This is a genomic window from Hydrogenophaga atypica (genome assembly GCF_042665215.1).
Taxonomy (GTDB): Bacteria; Pseudomonadota; Gammaproteobacteria; order Burkholderiales; family Burkholderiaceae_C; genus Hydrogenophaga; species Hydrogenophaga defluvii_A.
Genome location: NZ_JBHTCA010000003.1, coordinates 75,626 through 93,994 on the forward strand (window position 1 = coordinate 75,626; position 18,369 = coordinate 93,994).

At 64.8% G+C, this 18,369-nt stretch carries 16 protein-coding genes and 1 tRNA gene; 11 read left to right on the forward strand and 6 right to left on the reverse strand.

Annotated features, from left to right (window positions below):
• Positions 1 to 20: 20 nt before the first annotated feature.
• Positions 21 to 1,103, forward strand: a complete 1,083-nt coding sequence (locus tag ACFQPB_RS04930; protein WP_382220252.1) for a CaiB/BaiF CoA transferase family protein — start codon at positions 21 to 23, stop codon at positions 1,101 to 1,103.
• An 85-nt stretch (positions 1,104 to 1,188) separates the two neighbouring features.
• Complete coding sequence (locus ACFQPB_RS04935; protein WP_382220254.1) at positions 1,189 to 2,352, forward strand: acyl-CoA dehydrogenase family protein; 1,164 nt, start codon at positions 1,189 to 1,191, stop codon at positions 2,350 to 2,352.
• 127 nt (positions 2,353 to 2,479) lie between these two features.
• On the opposite strand, the gene ACFQPB_RS04940 is transcribed toward ACFQPB_RS04935, so the two are convergent.
• From ACFQPB_RS04940 to ACFQPB_RS04965, 6 genes are all read right to left on the reverse strand, one after another.
• On the reverse strand, positions 2,480 to 3,466 hold the full coding sequence (locus ACFQPB_RS04940; RefSeq protein ID WP_382220256.1) for a Bug family tripartite tricarboxylate transporter substrate binding protein: 987 nt from the start codon (positions 3,464 to 3,466) through the stop codon (positions 2,480 to 2,482).
• Between the two features lie 54 nt (positions 3,467 to 3,520).
• Positions 3,521 to 4,579: a beta-keto acid cleavage family enzyme gene (locus tag ACFQPB_RS04945; RefSeq protein WP_382220258.1), complete on the reverse strand. Its 1,059-nt coding sequence runs from the start codon at positions 4,577 to 4,579 to the stop codon at positions 3,521 to 3,523.
• Positions 4,580 to 4,788: 209 nt separating this feature from the next.
• Complete coding sequence (locus ACFQPB_RS04950; protein WP_382220260.1) at positions 4,789 to 5,589, reverse strand: ABC transporter ATP-binding protein; 801 nt, start codon at positions 5,587 to 5,589, stop codon at positions 4,789 to 4,791.
• Positions 5,586 to 6,491, reverse strand: coding sequence for a nitrate ABC transporter permease (gene ntrB, locus ACFQPB_RS04955; RefSeq protein ID WP_382220262.1), 906 nt, complete (start codon positions 6,489 to 6,491; stop codon positions 5,586 to 5,588). The genes ACFQPB_RS04950 and ntrB overlap by 4 nt, the downstream gene beginning before the upstream one ends.
• 11 nt (positions 6,492 to 6,502) lie before the next feature.
• Positions 6,503 to 7,765 (reverse strand): CmpA/NrtA family ABC transporter substrate-binding protein, encoded by a 1,263-nt coding sequence (locus tag ACFQPB_RS04960; RefSeq protein WP_382220264.1) that lies wholly within the window; start codon positions 7,763 to 7,765, stop codon positions 6,503 to 6,505.
• A 237-nt stretch (positions 7,766 to 8,002) separates the two neighbouring features.
• Positions 8,003 to 9,280 carry a nitrate- and nitrite sensing domain-containing protein gene (locus ACFQPB_RS04965; protein WP_382220266.1) on the reverse strand — a complete coding sequence of 426 codons (1,278 nt, stop codon included), beginning with the start codon at positions 9,278 to 9,280 and terminating at the stop codon, positions 8,003 to 8,005.
• 52 nt (positions 9,281 to 9,332) lie between these two features.
• Between ACFQPB_RS04965 and tsaD the strand changes: the two genes are divergently transcribed.
• The 9 genes from tsaD (at position 9,333) to ACFQPB_RS05010 (ending at position 18,362) form a co-directional block, all read left to right on the forward strand.
• Complete coding sequence (gene tsaD / locus ACFQPB_RS04970; protein ID WP_382220268.1) at positions 9,333 to 10,448, forward strand: tRNA (adenosine(37)-N6)-threonylcarbamoyltransferase complex transferase subunit TsaD; 1,116 nt, start codon at positions 9,333 to 9,335, stop codon at positions 10,446 to 10,448.
• A gap of 137 nt (positions 10,449 to 10,585) precedes the next feature.
• Positions 10,586 to 11,878 carry a branched-chain amino acid ABC transporter substrate-binding protein gene (locus tag ACFQPB_RS04975; protein WP_382220270.1) on the forward strand — a complete coding sequence of 431 codons (1,293 nt, stop codon included), beginning with the start codon at positions 10,586 to 10,588 and terminating at the stop codon, positions 11,876 to 11,878.
• 16 nt (positions 11,879 to 11,894) lie between these two features.
• On the forward strand, positions 11,895 to 13,064 hold the full coding sequence (locus tag ACFQPB_RS04980; protein ID WP_382220272.1) for a pyridoxal phosphate-dependent aminotransferase: 1,170 nt from the start codon (positions 11,895 to 11,897) through the stop codon (positions 13,062 to 13,064).
• A gap of 117 nt (positions 13,065 to 13,181) precedes the next feature.
• Entirely contained in the window at positions 13,182 to 13,448 is a 267-nt protein-coding gene (gene rpsO / locus ACFQPB_RS04985) for a 30S ribosomal protein S15 (RefSeq protein ID WP_382204266.1), read from the forward strand.
• 236 nt (positions 13,449 to 13,684) lie between these two features.
• A complete protein-coding gene (gene pnp / locus ACFQPB_RS04990) occupies positions 13,685 to 15,880 on the forward strand; it encodes a polyribonucleotide nucleotidyltransferase (RefSeq protein ID WP_382220274.1) in 2,196 nt (731 codons plus the stop codon).
• A 22-nt stretch (positions 15,881 to 15,902) separates the two neighbouring features.
• Entirely contained in the window at positions 15,903 to 16,892 is a 990-nt protein-coding gene (locus ACFQPB_RS04995; protein ID WP_382220931.1) for an NAD(P)H-quinone oxidoreductase, read from the forward strand.
• A gap of 23 nt (positions 16,893 to 16,915) precedes the next feature.
• Complete coding sequence (gene tpiA / locus ACFQPB_RS05000; protein WP_382220276.1) at positions 16,916 to 17,668, forward strand: triose-phosphate isomerase; 753 nt, start codon at positions 16,916 to 16,918, stop codon at positions 17,666 to 17,668.
• Between the two features lie 38 nt (positions 17,669 to 17,706).
• Positions 17,707 to 18,087 (forward strand): preprotein translocase subunit SecG, encoded by a 381-nt coding sequence (gene secG / locus ACFQPB_RS05005; RefSeq protein ID WP_382204272.1) that lies wholly within the window; start codon positions 17,707 to 17,709, stop codon positions 18,085 to 18,087.
• Positions 18,088 to 18,277: 190 nt separating this feature from the next.
• A tRNA-Leu gene (locus ACFQPB_RS05010) sits at positions 18,278 to 18,362 on the forward strand.
• Positions 18,363 to 18,369 lie beyond the last annotated feature (7 nt).

The window sequence follows — 18,369 nt, forward strand, 5'->3', positions numbered from 1 at the left end:
ACATTGTATTGGAGCGGACCATGCATTTGCCTTTGCAAGGCGTGCGCGTGCTCGACCTGTCGCGCGTGCTGGCCGGCCCATGGTGCGCCATGGTCCTTGGCGACTTCGGCGCCGAAGTCATCAAGATCGAACACCCCCGCCGTGGTGACGACACCCGCGACTGGGGCGCTCGCGTGGGCGAAACCGAGACCGCCTACTTCAACAGCGTCAACCGCAACAAACGCTCCGTCACGGTCAACCTCCAGACCGAAGCCGGTCAGCGCATCGTGCGCGAGCTGGTCCAGCAGTCGGACGTGCTGGTTCAAAATTTCAAGGCAGGAGGCCTGGACAAACTGGGCCTCGGCTATGAGCAGCTCAAGGCCCTCAAACCCGAGCTGATCTATTGCTCCATTTCCGGCTACGACCGCAGCGGGCCGGAGGCCGCGCGGCCAGGCTACGACCTGGTGATACAGGGCGAGGCCGGGCTGATGGCCATCAATGGTGAGCCTCAGCAGCAACCGCTGAAATTCGGCGTTGCTGCGGTGGACATGTTCACCGGCATGTACGCGGCCCAGGCGGTGTTGGCCGCTTTGTACGAACGCACGCGCACTGGGCGGGGGCGACACATTGAAATGGCCTTGTACGACTGCGGGTTGATGATTTCCGCCTACTACGGTCTGGAAGCCTTGCAATTGCAGAAAGACCCGCCGCGCTACGGCAACGCCCACCCGTCCATCGTGCCTTATGGGGTGTTTGACAGCGCAGATGGCCCGCTGGTGATCACCGTGGGCAACAACCTGCAGTTCGAGCGTTTTGCACGCGAGGTGATCGAGCGTCCCGACCTGGCCGACGACGAACGCTTCAAGACCAACGCCGGGCGCAGCGCCCACCGCGATCGGTTGCTGGCAGCCATCGAGCCCGAACTGCGCCGCTACCCCCGCGACTGGCTGCTGCGCCGACTCGCCGATGCGGGCATCCCTTGTGGCGAGGTGCTGGGGCTTCATGAGGCCTTGACATCCGATCGAACACGCACCGGGCAACTGCTGCACCACTACGCCCACCCGGTCGCCGGGCTCCCCCCGTTCTGGGCGAGGGCACGGCCGATGTGCTGCGCGAGCTGTTGAACCTGGATGACGTCGGGCTGCGGGATTTGCAGCGCGCAGGCGGCGTCTGACCCTGTTGTCCCCCTTTGATCTTTACCGGAACCCCATGGCCCTAGATACCGAATCGTTCGATCTTCTGTTGACCACCATCCAGCGTTTTGTGCGCGAGCGCCTGGTGCCCTCCGAAAATCACCTCGAAGAACACGACGAGGTGCCGCCCGACATCATCGAAGACATGAAGGCCATGGGTTTTTTTGGCCTGACCGTGCCCGAGGACTTTGGTGGCATTGGCCTGTCGGTCAGCCAGGAGGTATTGGTCAACTTTGAGCTGGGCCGCACGGCCACGGCATTCCGCTCGGTGTTCGGCACCAACATCGGCATCGGTTCCCAAGGCATCCTGATGGACGGCACGCCCGACCAACAGGCCGAATTCCTGCCCCGGGTGGCCAGCGGTGAACTCATCATGTCCTTCGCGCTGACGGAGCCCGACGCCGGCACCGACGCCGCTTCACTCAAGACCAGCGCGCGCCTCGATGGCGACCACTACGTGCTCAACGGAAGCAAACGTTTCATCACCAACGCGCCGCGCGCCGGCGCCTTCACCTTGATGGCCCGCACCGGTGGGCCGGGTGCCGCGGGCGTCTCGGCCTTCATCGTGCCGGCCAAGCTGCCAGGTCTCACACTCGGCAAGCCCGACAGGAAGATGGGCCAGCGCGGCACCCAGACATGTGACGTGATTCTGGAAAATGTGCGCGTGCCGGCGGTCAACATCATTGGCGGTGTGCCCGGCCAGGGCTTCAAGACCGCCATGAAGGTGCTGGACCGGGGGCGCCTGAACATCGCGGCCGTGTCCTGCGGCATGGCCTCGCGCATCCTCGATGAGTCCACCGCCTACGCCCGCGACCGCAAGCAGTTCGGCAAAGCCATTGGCGAATTCCAGCTGATCCAGGCCATGCTGGCCGACAGCCAGGCGGAGCTGCTGGCGGGCTGGTCGCTGGTGAAGGACGTGGCCCTGCGTTTCGACGGCAAACCCGCCCATGTGTCGGACCCGGACGTGTCGATGCGTGTGTCCTGCGCCAAGCTGTTTGCCACAGAGATGTTGGGCCGAGTGGCCGACCGTGGCGTGCAAATCCACGGCGGCGCAGGCTACATCAACGAGTACCCGGTGGAGCGCTTTTACCGCGACGCCCGCCTGCTGCGCCTGTACGAAGGCACCACGCAGGTGCAGCAACTCATCATCGGTCGCGAGCTCCTGCGGCAGGCGGCCTGAGGAACGCAAAGCCCACGCTGTGTGGGCCTGAATGGATGAGCACAAAGTCGATGACCACAAAACAACAAGGCGGTCCGAGGACCGCCTTGTGTTTGGGCACGTGCTGCGGACCTGCCGCAGAGGTCGCTCATTCGCCAGAGATGTTGGCGTCCTTGGCGATCGTGGCCCACATCTTCACGTCGGCCGCGATGATGGCCTTGAACTCGTCGGCCGTTTTCACCGGTGGCGGCTCAAAGTTCATGGTCTCCATGCGCTTGGCCATTTCCGCCGAGGCCTGAACCTTGTTGATTTCCGCGTTCAAACGGTCGGTGATGGGCTTGGGCAGGTTCGCCGGGCCAAACATGCCGAACCAGCCCACCGAGTCGAACGGGTAGCCCTGTTCCCCCATGGTGGCCACGTTGCGCGTGCGGGGCACGCGGTTGTTGCCGCTGATGGCGATGCCTTTGATTTTGTTGGCCTCGATCATGGGCACTGGCGTGCCTGGGTCGCTCCACCCGATCTGCAACACGCCCGAAGCCAGGTCGTTCACGATCTGGGGTGTGGTTTTGTAGGGGATGTGCTCCATCTTGAGGCCAGCCTTCTGCTTCAGCCATTCCATGGTCAGCTGGCCAGCCGAGCCATTGCCCCAGGTCGCGTAGTTGTAGCGCTCGGGATTCGCCTTGACCAGCGCGACAAGTTCCTTCAGGTTGTTGGCGGGCACGTCCTTGTTCACCATGAGGATGATGCCGCCAACGGCAGTTTGGGCCAGAGGCGTCAGGTCCTTGACCGGGTCGTACGTCATGTTCTTGATGACCGCAGGGGCCACCGTCACGAACGACGCGTTGCTGTAGAGCAATGTGTAGCCGTCGGCCTTGGCCCGGGCCACCATGCTGCCCGCCAGCATGCCGCTGCCGCCCGGTTTGTTCTCAACCACCACCGGCTGTTTGAGAGAGGCGCTGAGTTTCTGTGCCATCTCGCGGGCCGCGAGGTCCACGCCGGAGCCGGCCCCGGAGGCCACCACCAGCGTGATGGGCCGGCTGGGCCAGACATCGCTGGTCTGGGCTTGCGCCCAGGGCGCCAGCGAAGCCATCACGGCCGCCAGCGCCACGCGCCGCTTGAGATTGTGTTTGTTCATGGGGCTTGTCTCCTATTGTTGAGTCAGGGGAGGGGGCGTCAATGGGGCGGGGGGTCAGTCAGGCTTTCGCAGAAAACCCTGGTTGCCGCCCTTGCGGTTCGGCGCAAAGCCGTTCTCACGCAGCGTTTCTTCTGCCGTTTCGTAGAACACGCCGATCTTGCATATCTCGCGTGCCTGTTGGGCGGTGGCGATCGGGCGGCCGAGTTCTCCCGCGATGCGCACGAGTTGTTTGATCTGTTCGACCGTGCTCATCTTGCCCGAGCGGTCCTGCTTCCACAGCACGTCTTCGATGCCGCAGCGCACGTGCAGGCCCAGCGCCATGCCGATAAGGTTGATGGGCAAAACGTTGAGCACCGAACTTTCCACGGTGACGACAGCGCCGTCCGGCACAGCACGCAGCATGTTGGCCAGGTTGTAGATGTTGGCCTGGTCCATGCCGCCACTGATGGCCACCCAGTTCATCACCAGCGGCCCCTTGTAGACACCACGCCGGATCATGCGCTCGATGGTCTCGAAGCTGTTGATGTTGTAGACCTGAAACTCGCTCTGGATGCCGGCTTCGGACAGGCGGCGGATGTGCTCCTCGACAAAGCTGGGGTTCGAGGGAACGATCATGTCCTTGTAGGTCTTGTACAGGTGTGGGAAGCCGCGCGAGACGCCACGGAAGTCGTCCTCGCCCGCGTGTTCCGTCACGTTCATCTGCGTGGTGTTGACGGTCACCGTCACCTGATCCGGTTTGGGGTCGAGTTCGGCCAGCATGTGGCGCGTGTCGTCCGATAGCCACTTCGCGTCGCCATCCGGTCCTTCGGGGGCAAAGCTGATGGAGCCGCCCACCTGGATGAGCATCTCTGGCACCGCCTTGCGCACGCCGGCAATCAGCTCGTTGAACATGGACAGGCGCTTGCTGCCCTTGCCATCGGCTTCGCGCACATGCAAGTGCAACACCGTGGCACCGGCTTCATAGCAATCCACCGCCTTCTGGATCTGCTCTTCCATGGTGATCGGAATGTCTTCCGGGAAGTCCGAGGGAATCCAGCCCGGCGCATAGGGCGCGGCGGTGATGATCAGAGGCTGCTGGTTCTCGGGATAAAGATGGCCGTCAAGAAAGTTCATGGCGCTGGCGCTCCAAAAGGAATGGGGTGGCTTGTGGACAAGACGTGCCGATGATGAAACATCCGGCCCCCAGTCGCTTGACAGTTCACGACATGGATTTAACTTTTCACGACAGATTCATGCGACCTGGCCAACTGTGTGCCAGCAACTGCATCAGATGGAGCGACAGCCCGCGCGGGTGTGGGGGGCCGTCGCAGGCGTCGAGCGGCTCAGGCCACTTTTTCCACGTGCCCCTGGCGGGTGTAGAGGAAATCGATCACCGCCTTGCGGCAGTGCTGGTAACGCGCATCGTCCGCCAATGCCACGCGGTTGCGCGGGCGGGGCAGGTCCACGCTGAGCACCTCGCCGATGGTGGCGGCCGGGCCGTTGGTCATCATCACGATTTTGTCGCTCAGCAGCACGGCTTCGTCCACGTCGTGGGTCACCATCACCACGGTGGCCTGCGTCTTGGCCACGATGTCCAGCAGCTCGTCCTGCAGCTTGGCGCGGGTCAGCGCATCGAGTGCGCCAAAGGGTTCGTCCATCAGCAGCACCTTGGGCTCCATCGACAGCGCCCGCGCAATGCCCACGCGCTGCTTCATGCCGCCGCTGATTTCGCCGGGGCGCTTCTGCGCCGCCGCCGTGAGGCCGACCAAGGCCAGCGCCGCATCGGTGCGGGCCTTGAGCTGTGCGCGGTTCTCGGTAGCGCCAAACACGCGCTCCACCGCCAGGTGGATGTTCTCGAAGCAGGTCAGCCAGGGCAGCAGCGAGTGGTTCTGGAACACCACCGCGCGCTCGGGGCCGGGGCCGGCTATTTCCTTGTTGGCACACAGCAGCACACCTTGTGTGGGTTCGGTCAGCCCGGCCAGCAGGTTGAGCAGGGTGGACTTGCCACAGCCCGAGTGGCCGATGAGGGCCACGAACTCGCCCTTGGCCACGGTGAGGTGGATGTCGCGCAGCGCGGGGAACAGGCCCTTCTTGGTCTTGAAGGTCTGCTCGACGTTCTGGATTTCGATGTATTTGGTGGTCATGCCTTCACCTCTTCAAAGGTAAACAGGGACGCGAGTTTGATGAGTGCGAACTCCAGCACCAGGCCGACGGCGCCGATGACGAAGATGGCGACGATGATGTGCTGCACGTTGAGGTTGTTCCACTCGTCCCAGACCCAGAAGCCGATGCCCACGCCGCCGGTCAGCATCTCGGCGGCGACGATCACCAGCCACGCCGTGCCCACGGCCAGGCGCACCCCGGTCAACATGTAGGGCAACACGGCGGGGAAGAGGATCTTGGTCAGGATCTTCCATTCGCTGAGGTTGAGCACGCGGGCCACGTTCATGTAGTCCTGTGGCACGCGCTGCACGCCCACGGCGGTGTTGATGACCATGGGCCAGATGGAGCAGATGAAAATGGTCCAAATGGCGGCCGGATTGGCGCCCTTGAACACCAGCAGACCGATGGGCAGCCAGGCCAGTGGCGACACCGGGCGCAGCAGGCTGATCAGTGGGTTGAACATGCGCGAGAGGAAGGTGAAGCGCCCGATCATGAAACCCACGGGGATGCCCACCAGTGCGGCCAGGCCGAAGCCCACGGCCACGCGCTGCAGCGACGAGAGCACGTTCCAGCCTATCCCCTGGTCGTTGGGGCCGTTGCGGTAGAAGGGGTCGCTGAACAGCTTGACGGCGGCCTCCCAGGTGGCGGCGGGCGAGGGGATGCTGCTGCCGGTGGACACCGACACCAGGGCCCAGATGCCGACCAGCAGGCCCAAACCAAAGATCGGCGGCAACACGCGCAGCCACATGCCGCGCCAGTCGAAGGGTGGTCGGCTGGGGGCGGCTGGGGCCACCTTGGCGAGGGGCCGTTCGGGGGCAGAAGGGGCGGTGCTGGGGTTCATGGAACTCGCATCCAGGGGGGCGTGAAACACGGCGCTGACCATGGTGGGCTCCTTCAAACCTTGACCTTGAAACTGTCGGCGTACTTGGCCGGGTCTTTGCCGTCCCACACCACACCGTCAACGAGCTTGTGCGAGCGCATCTCGCTCTTGGGCAGGCTGACCTTGGCGGCGCTGGCGGCCTGCTTGTAGATGTCGATGCGGTTGATGGACTTGGCCACGCCCAGGTAGTCGGGGTGGTCCTTCATCAGGCCCCAGCGCTTGTGCTGGGTGAGGAACCACATGCCGTCGCTCAGGTAGGGGAAGTTGGCCGCGCCGTCGTTGAAAAACTTCATGTGGTTGGGGTCGTCCCAGGTCTTCCCCAGGCCGTTCTGGTAGCGGCCCAGGATGCGCTGGTTGATGGCGTCCACGCTGGTGTTCACGTAGGCTCGGTCGGCGATGGTCTCGGCCATCTTGAGCTTGTTCTGCAGACCGGCATCGATCCACTTGCCGGCCTCCAGAATGGCGGCCGTCACAGCGCGTGCGGTGTTGGGGTATTTCTGCACCCATTCCGAGGTGGTGCCCAGCACCTTTTCCGGGTGCTCGGGCCAGATGTCCTGCGTGGTGGTGCCCGTGATGCCGATGCCGTCCATGATGGCGCGGTGGTTCCAGGGCTCGCCCACGCAGAAGCCGTCCATGTTGCCCACGCGCATGTTGGCCACCATCTGCGGTGGCGGCACGGTGATGACTTTGGCATCCTTCATAGGGTTGATGCCGTGCGCCGCCAACCAGTAGTACAGCCACATGGCATGGGTGCCGGTGGGGAAGGTCTGGGCGAAGGTGTATTCGCGTTTGTCGGTGGCCATCAGTTTGGCCAGGCTGGCACCGTCCACGGCGCCTTTGTCCGCCAGCTTCTTGCTCAGGGTGATGGCCTGGCCGTTCTGGTTCAGGTTCATCAGCACCGCCATGTCCTTCTTGGGGCCGGCCGTGCCCAGGTGCACCCCGTACACCAGGCCGTACAACACGTGGGCCAGGTCCAGCTCGCCGTTGACCAGCTTGTCGCGCACACCGGGCCAGCTCGCCTCTTTGGTGGGGATGATCTTGACGCCGTACTTCTGGTCGATGCCCAGCACCGAGGCCATGACCACGCTGGCGCAGTCGGTCAGCGGGATGAAGCCGATCTTGACATCTTTCTTTTCGGGTGCATCCGACCCGGCGGCCCACACGCCGTGGTGGCCCAGCGTGCTGAACAGGGCGGTGCCGACGGCGGCGGTCTTGAGGAAGTCGCGGCGGGAGGCTGTGTCGGTGTGTGCGACAGCGGGTGTGACGGGTGTGTCCATGTTCAACTCCTATAGGCCAACAAAAATGCGGTTCCAGAAAGCACAACGGCGTCCGTCTCGGAGCGCGGGTTGCGCTGCGAATACGGACGCCGTTGTCCTGTGTCTGGCTGACGGTTGGCACCCACCGCCCTTGGTGGGTGCCTCGTCAACTGTTAAGCAGTTTGTGTGCCAGCTGGTTTTGCCCCTTGCGCTGGACGGGATGTGGCTGTTTGTGCACCGACACGGGGCACAAGCACGTTATTTGTGCGTTGCAGCATCCGTGCGTGGGTGCACGGTGCCCGTGGTCAGATCGGCCAGTGCCAGCACAGCTTCGGCCACGTCCACCAGGCGGCGGTTCTGGTTCATTGCAAGCTGGCGCAGCGTCTTGTGGGCCTGGGCCTCGCTCAACTGGCGCTGTGCCATCAGCAGGCCCTTGGCGCGTTCCACCAGCTTGCGTTCGTTCAGGCTGGCGCGGGTGGTGTCCAGCTCGGCCGACATGGCCTGTAGCCGCTGAGCCTGGGCTTGCACCAGCTCCAGCACCGAGTGCTGCAGCTGCGTCCCCAGGGGCAAGCCCGGCGACGGCGAGCCGTCTGGTGTGGCATCAAAAAAGTCCAACCCGGCAGGGAGCACGCTGGTGGGTACCTGATCAAGCGCCTGCAGCTCCTGCACCAGGTGTTCGCGGCGCTGGTGGCACACGGCGCGCAGGTCTTTGCTGAGGTGGTCTTCCACCGCTTTCATGGCCTCCATGCGTTCGGTGCAGGTGTCGAACCAGCGTTGGCTCAGCTCCGGGTTGAGTGCGCCGCCCGCGACCGTGGCGCACAGCATGCGGCGCATGCGTTCCAGCGCGGCTCGGGTGTTGGGATCGTCGCTGCGCTGCCACAGCGCAACGGCCTCGCCCGGTGCGAACTGCGCAAACACCTCCAGCGCACGTTCTTGCGACTCGATCAGGTATGCCAGCCGCTGCTGCCCGGCGTCGTCGGCGTGGCCGCTGGCAAACAGGGCGCTGCCGGTGGCGCGTTCCTGGCCGGCCAGTTCCTTGCTTTGCATGAAGTTGAAAAAACCCACCAGCAGACGCGAAATGGCCGGGTCGCTGGCGGTGTCGGCCGCTTCGAAGATCACCGCCAGCAGGCCAGCGATGAGCCGCGTGTAGGCGGCGGTGGCCTGCGCAGGCAGCCACGCACCGCGCGCCACCTGCTGGCGCAGGGCCGGCAGCGCAGCCAGGCCGTGCAGCACATAGGCGATGCGCGCAAACAGCCGCGCGCCCTGGCGCAACTGCGTGGCCTGGGTGTCCAGCTGGTCAAAGTGCTGGCGCAACGCATGTTCGGCGTGTGCCGTCTGCGCCACCTGCGCCAAACGCTCGGCACCAAAACGCTGCCCGGCCGAACCCAGGTACAGGTTGCTCATGCCACGCTCGCGCTGCAGCTCGTGCACCAGACGTGCGCTCGCATCCACCAATTCGGCGGTGAGCGTGAGTTGCTGCAACTCGCCGATTTCGCAGCATTTGGCGGCGAGCAGGAAATGGAGTCCGGATTTCATGTCCCCGTGGCGGCAGCAATATCCGTGCCCTCGGGGCTTTTACACTGGGACCATGTTGATCCTCGGAATCGAATCTTCTTGCGACGAAACCGGCGTGGCGCTGGTGGACGCGTCTGCCGCCGCCACGCAGGCCGGTGTGCCGCGCCTGCTGGCGCACGCCTTGCACAGCCAGATCGCCATGCACCAGGCCTATGGTGGCGTGGTGCCCGAGCTGGCCAGCCGCGACCACATCCGCCGGGTGTTGCCATTGAGCACCGAGGTGCTGACCCGCGCTGGGCGCACGCTGGCTGAGGTGGGCCTGGTGGCCTTCACCCGGGGCCCCGGCCTGGCCGGCGCTTTGCTGGTGGGGGCGGGGGTGGCGGTGGCCATGGGGGCCGCGCTGGGCAAGCCGGTGCTGGGCATTCACCACCTGGAAGGGCATTTGCTCTCGCCTTTTCTGAGCGCCGATCCGCCCGAGTTTCCGTTTGTGGCCTTGCTGGTGTCGGGCGGTCACACGCAGCTCATGCGGGTGGATGGCGTGGGGCGCTACGAACTGCTGGGTGAGACCATCGACGACGCGGCCGGTGAGGCTTTCGACAAATCGGCCAAGCTGCTCGGGCTGGGCTATCCCGGCGGGCCGGCGCTGTCGCGCCTGGCCGGGCAGGGCGACGCGACGGCGCACAAGTTGCCGCGCCCGCTGCTGCACAGTGGCGATCTGGATTTTTCGTTCGCAGGCCTCAAAACGGCTGTGCTGACCACGGTCAAGAAACAACTGGCGCAGCACGATGTGGGCACGGTGGCGCAACTGCCACCCCAGGTGGTGGCCGACGTGGCCGCGTCCACCCAGGCGGCCATTGTGGAGGTGCTGGTGAAGAAGGCACTGCGGGCGGTGGCCGACAGTGGCCTCCAGCGGCTGGTGGTGGCGGGTGGTGTGGGGGCCAACAGCTTGTTGCGCCAGCAACTGAATGCCGGTTGTGCCGCGCGTGGTGTGCGGGTGCACTACCCCGAGCTGGACCTGTGTACCGACAACGGCGCCATGATCGCCCTGGCCGCCGGCATGCGGGTGCAGGCGGGCTTGCTGCCGGAGAGCAGCGAAACCGTCAGCTACCGCTTTGATGTGCGGCCGCGTTGGCCTTTGTCGGAGCTGGCACCGGATCGGACAGCGAGGGCAGAAACCCTGCCAAGCTGACGGGCTTGGTGGAAGTGGTTCTGTAATTATGAATTACACTCCGCGACCTTGACCGGCGGATTGTTGTCGCATTGGCGACAGGTGGCAATCGTGCCCCTCCGTGCGGTTGGCACAAGGTATTCCTGAACATGAAGCACATGAGACAACTTCGCCGCCAGGTGCTGGCTGGTCTGATCGCGGGCCTGGGCTGGGCCGCTGCGGCCGGCGGGGCGCTGGCGCAAACCGCAGCCGCACCCACGGCGGCACCCGTGCGCATCGGCATGATTGAGGTGTTCTCGGGCCCGTTGGCCAACACCGGCGAATCGGTGTTCCGCAACCTGCTGTGGGCGGTGGAGCGTGTCAACGCCCGGGGGGGCGTCAAGTTGCCGGGTGGTGCGCGGCCACTGGCGCTGGTGCGTTACGACAGCAAAGGTCAGAACGAGGAGGCGCTGTCGTCGCTGCGTGCGGCGGTGGACGGCGGTATCAACGTGGTGGTGCAGGGCAACTCGTCGGCCACGGCGGCGGCGTTGATCGATGCCATCGGCAAACACAACGAGCGCGAGCCACAGCGCCAGGTGGTGTTTCTCAACTACTCGGCGGTGGACCCAGTGCTGACCAACGAGAAGTGCAGCTACTGGCACTTCCGTTTTGATGCCCACGCGGACATGCGCATGAACGCGCTGATGAGCGTGCTCAAGGACGACAAGGCGCTCAAGAGCATCTACCTGATCGGCCAGGACTACAGCTTTGGCCAGGCGGTGCTGAAAGAGGCCAAACGCCAGCTGGCCGACAAACGCCCCGATGTGAAGATCGTCGGCGACGAGCTGCACCCCATGGCACGCGTGAAGGACTTTTTGCCCTATGCCACCAAGATCAAGGCCAGCGGCGCGCAGGCGGTGTTGACCGGGAACTGGGGCAATGACCTGACGCTGCTGGTCAAGGCCGCGCGCGAGGTGGGTTTTGAGGGCAGCTTCTACACCTTCTACGGCAACGCGCTGGGCGCGCCTGCGGCCATCGGCGAGGCCGGCATCGGCAAGGTGATTGCCGTGGCCGACTGGTTCCCCAACGTGGCCATGCGCGAGTCCGAGGCCTTCTACCAGTCGTTCCGCCAACGTTTCCCCAAGCCAGAAGACGATTATGTGCACATGCGCATGCAACTGCTGATCGAGTCGCTGGCCCAGTCCATCGAACGCGCTGGCAGCACCGAGGCCAAAGCCATTGCCGCTGCCCTGGAAACGGTGCAGGTGAGTTTTGCCGGCCAGAGCGCGCGCATGCGGGCGGGCGACCACCAGCTGCAGCAGCCGCTGGTGGTGGCGGTGATGGACAAACAGGGTGCGCCCGGCGTGAAGTTCGATGTGGAAGGCTCGGGCTTCGGTTTCCGCCCCGTGCGCCAGATCAGCCCCGAGCAGGCCGAAATGCCGCACAGCTGCCAGATGCAACGCCCACGCTGACGCACAATCTCTCGTTATGAGAGATACCGTCAGCGCCCTGGAGGGCTCCCGCATCCGTGAAGTCGCCAACGAGGGCCTGGGCCGCGAAGGCGTGCTCAAGTTCTGGTTTGGTGAGAGCGACGAGGTCACGCCGGCCTTCATCCGCGAGGCCGCGATCGCCTCGCTCCACGAGGGCGAAACCTTTTACGCGCACAACCTTGGTTTGCCCGAGTTGCGCGCCGCTCTTGCGACCTACACCGCGCGACTGCACCCAACGCAGGCGGGGCAGGGGCTCCCGGACCGGCTGGCCGTCACCTCCGGCGGTGTCAACGGCCTCATGCTGGCCTGCCAGGCCGTGCTGGACGCGGGCGACGAGGTGGTGGCCGTCACGCCGGTGTGGCCCAACCTGGTGGCGCAACCGCTCATCATGGGCGCGCAGGTGCGCCGCGTGCCGCTGCGCCCCGGGGTGGACGGTGCCTGGGGGCTGGACCTGGCCGAGCTGCTGGCCGCCATCACGCCCCGCACGCGTCTGCTGGTGGTCAACGCCCCCAACAACCCCAGCGGCTGGACGCTGAGCGCCGATGAGCAGCGCGCCATCCTGGCCCATTGCCGCCAGACCGGCACCTGGATTCTGGCCGACGAGGTGTACGAACGGCTCTACTACGCGCCCACCGCCAATGGCTGCGCGCCGTCCTTTTTGGACCACGCCAAGGCCGACGACCGCCTGATCGTCACCCACAGCTTCTCCAAGAGTTTCCTCATGCCCGGCTGGCGCCTGGGGTGGCTGGTGATGCCACCGGGTTTGACCGACGCAATGGGCAAGCTGATCGAGTTCAACACCTCGTGTGCGCCCGTGTTTGTGCAGCGCGCCGCCTTGCAGGCCCTGGCGCGGGCGGACGAGGTGACGCCCGCCCTGGTGGCCCACCTCAAAACCTGCCGCGACACGCTGGTGCCTGCGTTGCAGGCCTTGCCGGGCATTGAGGTGGCGACGCCGCTGGGGGGTATGTACGCCTTTTTCCGCATCCACGGGCAGGACGATTGCCTGGACGTGGCCAAGCGCCTGGTGCGTGAGGCGGGGCTGGGCCTGGCGCCCGGCAGCGCCTTCGGGCCCGAGGCGGCAGGATGGCTGCGCTGGTGTTTTGCCAGCCGCGACACCGGCCGCCTGCTGGAGGGGGTGGATCGACTCAAGCGCTGGCTCCGGCTATAATCGCGGGTTGCTGCCCAAACGGGTGGCATCTTCACGCCTGTTGTGGCGCCGGTCTGGGAACGTTTTTCTGGGTCCGGGCGGCTGCGGCAGGACGCATGTAACCTCGAGGAAATCGAAATGATCGCTCAATCCGTCAAGGCCGAAGTCATTGCGGCCAACGCACGTGGCGCCGCCGACACCGGCAGCCCCGAAGTCCAAGTCGCCATCCTGACCGCTCGCATCAACGAGCTGACCCCCCACTTCAAGACCCACGCCAAGGACCACCATGGCCGCCGCGGTCTGCTGCGCATGGTCAGCCGCCGTCGCAAGCTGCTCGACTACCTGAAGTCCCGTGACGCCGACCGTTACGTGGCTCTGATCGCCAAACTGGGCCTGCGCAAGTAATTGCTGTAGCCAAGTAGCGCAAAAACGCCTGGGTTGGTTCGCTGGCTCAGGCGTTTTTCGCTTGTTTTTCCCCTTTCATTTTTCGGGTACATCACATCAAGCAGAGCGAAGCTGTGTCATTCCAACGGACCTGAAGCCGCAGGTTCCTCAAGTCCGCTGGAATGGCATCGTGTTCTGCAAATGTGGGTTCCGGGCGCCGGGTGCTGCCACATGCACCTCTCACACAGGAGAACCACATGACCATGTTCAACAAAGTCACCAAGACCTTCCAGTGGGGCCAGCATTCGGTCCGCATGGAAACCGGCGAAATCGCCCGCCAGTCCAGCGGCGCCGTGCTGCTCGACATGGAAGGCACCGTGGTGCTGGCCACCGTGGTGGCCAAGTCCGATGCCAAGGCCGGCCAGGACTTCTTCCCGCTGACCGTTGACTACATCGAGAAGACCTACGCCGCCGGCAAGATCCCTGGCAGCTTCTTCAAGCGCGAAGGCCGCCCCAGTGAACTCGAAACCCTGACCAGCCGCCTGATCGACCGCCCGATCCGCCCGCTGTTCCCGGAAGGTTTCTTCAACGAAGTCCAGGTGGTCATCCACACGCTGTCGCTGAACCCCGAAGTCGACGCCGACATCGCCGCCATGATCGCCACCAGCGCTGCGCTGTCGGTGTCGGGCATCCCCTTCAACGGCCCCATCGGTGCTGCCCGCGTGGGTTACGTCAACGGCCAGTACGTGTTGAACCCGGGTCAGACCGAGCGCAAGAACTCGTCCATGGACCTGATCGTGGCCGGCACCGAGGCCGCTGTGCTGATGGTTGAGTCGGAAGCCCAGCAACTGAGCGAAGAAGTGATGCTTGGCGCCGTCGTGTTTGGCCACGAGCAAGGCAACATCGCCATCGCCGCCATCAACGAGTTGGTGCGTGACGCCGGCAAGCCCGAGTGGAACTGGCAAGCGCCGCCCAAGGACGAGGCCCTGATCGCCAAGATCGACGGTCTGGCCAAGGCCAAGCTGGAAGCCGCTTACCAAATTCGCAACAAGCAGGCGCGCACCCAGGCTTGCCGCACCGCCTACGCCGACGTGATGGCGGCCTTGAAGGCCGAAGGCGTGGCATTCGACAGCGTGGCCATTGAAGGCCTGTTGTTCGAGATCGAAGCCAAGATCGTGCGTGGCCAGATTTTGGCTGGCGAGCCCCGCATCGACGGCCGCGACACCCGCACCGTGCGCGCCATCGAAATCCGCAACGGCGTGCTGCCGCGCACCCACGGTTCGGCCCTTTTCACCCGGGGTGAAACCCAGGCGCTGGTGGTGGCCACTTTGGGTACCGATCGCGACGCGCAGCGCATCGACGCGCTGGCCGGCGAGTACGAAGATCGCTTCATGCTGCACTACAACATGCCTCCCTTCGCCACCGGCGAAACGGGTCGCGTGGGTTCGCCGAAGCGCCGCGAAATCGGTCACGGCCGCCTGGCCAAGCGCGCCCTGGTGGCCGCGTTGCCAAGCAAGGAAGAATTCCCCTACACCATGCGTGTGGTGTCGGAAATCACCGAGTCCAACGGCTCCTCGTCCATGGCTTCGGTCTGCGGCGGCTGCCTGGCACTGATGGACGCCGGCGTGCCCATGAAGGCGCACGTGGCCGGTATCGCCATGGGCCTGATCAAGGACGGCAACCGTTTTGCCGTGCTGACCGACATCCTGGGTGACGAAGACCACCTGGGCGACATGGACTTCAAGGTGGCCGGTACCACCAATGGCGTGACCGCCCTGCAGATGGACATCAAGATCCAGGGCATCACCAAAGAAATCATGCAGGTGGCACTGGCCCAGGCCAAGGAAGCGCGCATGCACATCCTGGGCAAGATGCAGGACGCCATGGGTGAGGCCAAGACCGAGGTGTCCAACTTCGCGCCCAAGCTGTTCACCATGAAGATCAACCCCGAGAAGATCCGTGACGTGATCGGCAAGGGCGGCGCCGTCATCCGCGCGCTGACCGAAGAGACCGGCTGCCAGATCAACATCGAGGAAGACGGCACCATCACCATCGCCGCCACCGATTCGACCAAGGCCGATGAAGCCAAGCGCCGCATCGAAGCCATCACCGCCGAAGCCGAAATCGGCAAGGTCTACGAAGGCCCGATCACCAAGATCCTGGACTTCGGTGCCCTGGTCAACATCCTGCCCGGCAAGGACGGCCTGCTGCACATCAGCCAGATCGCCCACGAGCGCGTGGAAAAGGTCACCGACTACCTGCAAGAAGGCCAGATCGTCAAGGTCAAGGTGCTGGAGACCGACGAGAAGGGCCGCATCAAGCTGTCCATGAAGGCCCTGGCCGACCGTCCCGAGCGCGCCGAGCGCCCGGAACGTGCCGAGCGCGCCGACCACCGTGGTGCTGCCGACGCCGCTGCTCAACAGCAGCAGCAAGAGCAGCAGCAACAGCAGTAAGGCGAGCGCCGCCATGGCCACCATGCAAGCTGTCGAGATCACCGCCTTTGGCGGGCCTGAGGTCTTGCAACCCTGCGAGCGTCCCCGGCCTGAAGCCGGTGCGGGCGAGTTGCTGATCCGCGTGGCGGCGTCGGGCGTGAACCGCCCCGATGTGCTGCAGCGCACCGGCAACTACCCCGTGCCACCGGGCGCCTCCGATCTGCCTGGCCTCGAAGTGGCTGGCGTGATCGAAGCGGGCGATGCAGCGGCCCTGGCCGCGGCAGGCCTGAAGCTGGGCGACCGTGTGTGCGCGTTGGTGGCCGGTGGCGGTTATGCGCAGTACTGCGTGGCGCCCGTGGGGCAGTGCCTGCCGGTGCCGGTGGGCTTGTCCGATGTGGAAGCCGCTTCGTTGCCCGAAACTTTCTTCACGGTCTGGAGCAATGTGTTCGACCGCGTCCACCTGCAGCCGGGCGAAACCCTGCTGATCCAGGGTGGCTCCAGCGGCATTGGGGTCACGGCCATCCAGATGGCCAAAGCCCTGGGCGCGCGCGTGATCGTCACCGTGGGCAGCGACGACAAGGCGAAAGCCTGCCTGGCTTTGGGCGCCGACCACGCGATCAACTACAAGACGCAGGACTTCGTGCGCGAGGTGGCCGATGTCACCGGTGGTGCCGGTGTCAACGTCATCCTCGATATGGTGGCTGGTGCTTACGTTGCGCGTGAGATTGACTGCCTGGCCGATGAAGGCCGGCTGGTCATCATCGCCGTGCAGGGCGGTGTGAAGGCCGAGTTCAATGCGGGCGCCGTGTTGCGCCGCCGCCTGACCATCACCGGCTCCACCTTGCGTCCGCGCCCGGTGGCATTCAAAGCCGCCATCGCGCAGTCGCTCAAGGCCAAGGTGTGGCCGCTGATCGAAAGTGGTGCCATCAAACCCGTGATCCACAACGTGTACCCGGCCGCGCAGGCGGCGCAGGCGCATGCGCTGATGGAAAGCAACCAGCACATCGGCAAGCTGGTGCTGAGCTGGGCCTGAAGTTGCTTACCCGGAATCAAGAGATGAAAAAGCTCATCGTCGGCAATTGGAAAATGAACGGCAGCCTCGCGTCCAACGAGGCCTTGCTGCAAGGTTTTCAACAAGGCCTCGAAGCGCAAGACCAGTCGGTGCTGGTGGCGCTGTGTGCCAGCGCGCCCTATCTGCCGCAGTTGCAGCAGTTGTTGGGCAAGGGCCCCATCGCCTGGGGCGCACAAGATGTGTCGGCCCACGAATCGGGCGCCTACACGGGCGAGGTGAGCGCGGCCATGTTGCGCGACTTCGCCTGCCGTTACGCCATCGTGGGCCACTCCGAGCGCCGGCAGTACCACGGTGAAACGGACGAGGTGGTGGCGGCCAAGGCGCAACGTGCGCTGGCGGCGGGCATTACGCCCATCGTCTGCGTCGGTGAAACCCTGGCCGAGCGCGATGCGGGCCAGACCGAGGCTGTGGTCAAGCGTCAATTGGCTGCCGTGATCCACACCGTGGGCCACTGCAGCAGCGAGATGGTGGTGGCTTACGAACCCGTCTGGGCCATTGGCACCGGTCGCACTGCCACGCCCGAGCAGGCGCAGGTGGTGCACCATGTGCTGCGCGCCCAGGTGGCGGCCGCCACGGTCAACGCCGACAAGCGTGTGCACATCCTTTACGGCGGCAGCATGAACGCCGCCAACGCGGCCAGCTTGTTGGCCATGCCCGACATCGACGGTGGCCTGATCGGCGGCGCGTCGCTCAAGGTGCCCGATTTTCTGCAGATCATCCGCGCCGCCCGCAGCTGAGTGCTGAGGCGTCGCTTTTCGACTTTTTGGAGCAAAGAATGAATGTGTTGATGACCATTTTGCTGGCCGTGCAAATCCTGGCCGCCATCGGAATGATTGGCCTGATCCTGATGCAACACGGCAAGGGTGCGGACGCCGGTGCGGCCTTTGGTGGCGGCGGTGGTGGTTCGGCCAGCCTGTTCGGCGCCTCGGGCAGCGCCAACTTCCTGTCGCGTAGCACGGCGGTGCTGGCCACGGTGTTTCTGGCTTGCACTTTGGGCCTGGCCTACTTCGGTAACCTGCGCCCCACGGCCGCGAGTGGCAGTGTGTTGGAAACCGTGCCCGTGCCGGTGGAGGCAGCGCCTGGTGCTGCGGGTGGTGTGCCCGCCACACCTGCGCCCACCACGGCGCCTGGTGCGCCACAAATTCCGGCGCAGTAAGCCTCATGTCATGGGGTGTGGGAGCGCTTGTCAGGCGGCCCACACCTTCCCGCAGGTGGGGTGGGGCTGGTGACCGAATTTCAACGGTCCGGGCCAAAAACCCGCCTTGTTTCAGGGTAAACTCCTACGCTTGTCAGCAAGTCCACACCAATCCCTCGTGGACTTAGCGAGACAGCGATTTCTGACAAATGCCGACGTGGTGAAATTGGTAGACACGCTATCTTGAGGGGGTAGTGGCGAAAGCTGTGCGAGTTCGAGTCTCGCCGTCGGCACCAATCATTT

Coding starts and splice junctions, on each gene's coding strand:
- rpsO (WP_382204266.1), top strand. CDS start 13,182: ATGATCGCTCAATCCGTCAAGGCCGAAGTCATTGCGGCCAACGCACGT.
- ACFQPB_RS04995 (WP_382220931.1), top strand. CDS start 15,903: ATGCAAGCTGTCGAGATCACCGCCTTTGGCGGGCCTGAGGTCTTGCAA.
- pnp (WP_382220274.1), top strand. CDS start 13,685: ATGACCATGTTCAACAAAGTCACCAAGACCTTCCAGTGGGGCCAGCAT.
- ACFQPB_RS04945 (WP_382220258.1), bottom strand. CDS start 4,579: ATGAACTTTCTTGACGGCCATCTTTATCCCGAGAACCAGCAGCCTCTG.
- ACFQPB_RS04960 (WP_382220264.1), bottom strand. CDS start 7,765: ATGGACACACCCGTCACACCCGCTGTCGCACACACCGACACAGCCTCC.
- ACFQPB_RS04965 (WP_382220266.1), bottom strand. CDS start 9,280: ATGAAATCCGGACTCCATTTCCTGCTCGCCGCCAAATGCTGCGAAATC.
- ACFQPB_RS04980 (WP_382220272.1), top strand. CDS start 11,895: ATGAGAGATACCGTCAGCGCCCTGGAGGGCTCCCGCATCCGTGAAGTC.
- ACFQPB_RS04935 (WP_382220254.1), top strand. CDS start 1,189: ATGGCCCTAGATACCGAATCGTTCGATCTTCTGTTGACCACCATCCAG.
- ACFQPB_RS04975 (WP_382220270.1), top strand. CDS start 10,586: ATGAGACAACTTCGCCGCCAGGTGCTGGCTGGTCTGATCGCGGGCCTG.
- tsaD (WP_382220268.1), top strand. CDS start 9,333: ATGTTGATCCTCGGAATCGAATCTTCTTGCGACGAAACCGGCGTGGCG.
- tpiA (WP_382220276.1), top strand. CDS start 16,916: ATGAAAAAGCTCATCGTCGGCAATTGGAAAATGAACGGCAGCCTCGCG.
- ACFQPB_RS04940 (WP_382220256.1), bottom strand. CDS start 3,466: ATGAACAAACACAATCTCAAGCGGCGCGTGGCGCTGGCGGCCGTGATG.
- ntrB (WP_382220262.1), bottom strand. CDS start 6,491: ATGGTCAGCGCCGTGTTTCACGCCCCCCTGGATGCGAGTTCCATGAAC.
- ACFQPB_RS04950 (WP_382220260.1), bottom strand. CDS start 5,589: ATGACCACCAAATACATCGAAATCCAGAACGTCGAGCAGACCTTCAAG.
- ACFQPB_RS04930 (WP_382220252.1), top strand. CDS start 21: ATGCATTTGCCTTTGCAAGGCGTGCGCGTGCTCGACCTGTCGCGCGTG.
- secG (WP_382204272.1), top strand. CDS start 17,707: ATGAATGTGTTGATGACCATTTTGCTGGCCGTGCAAATCCTGGCCGCC.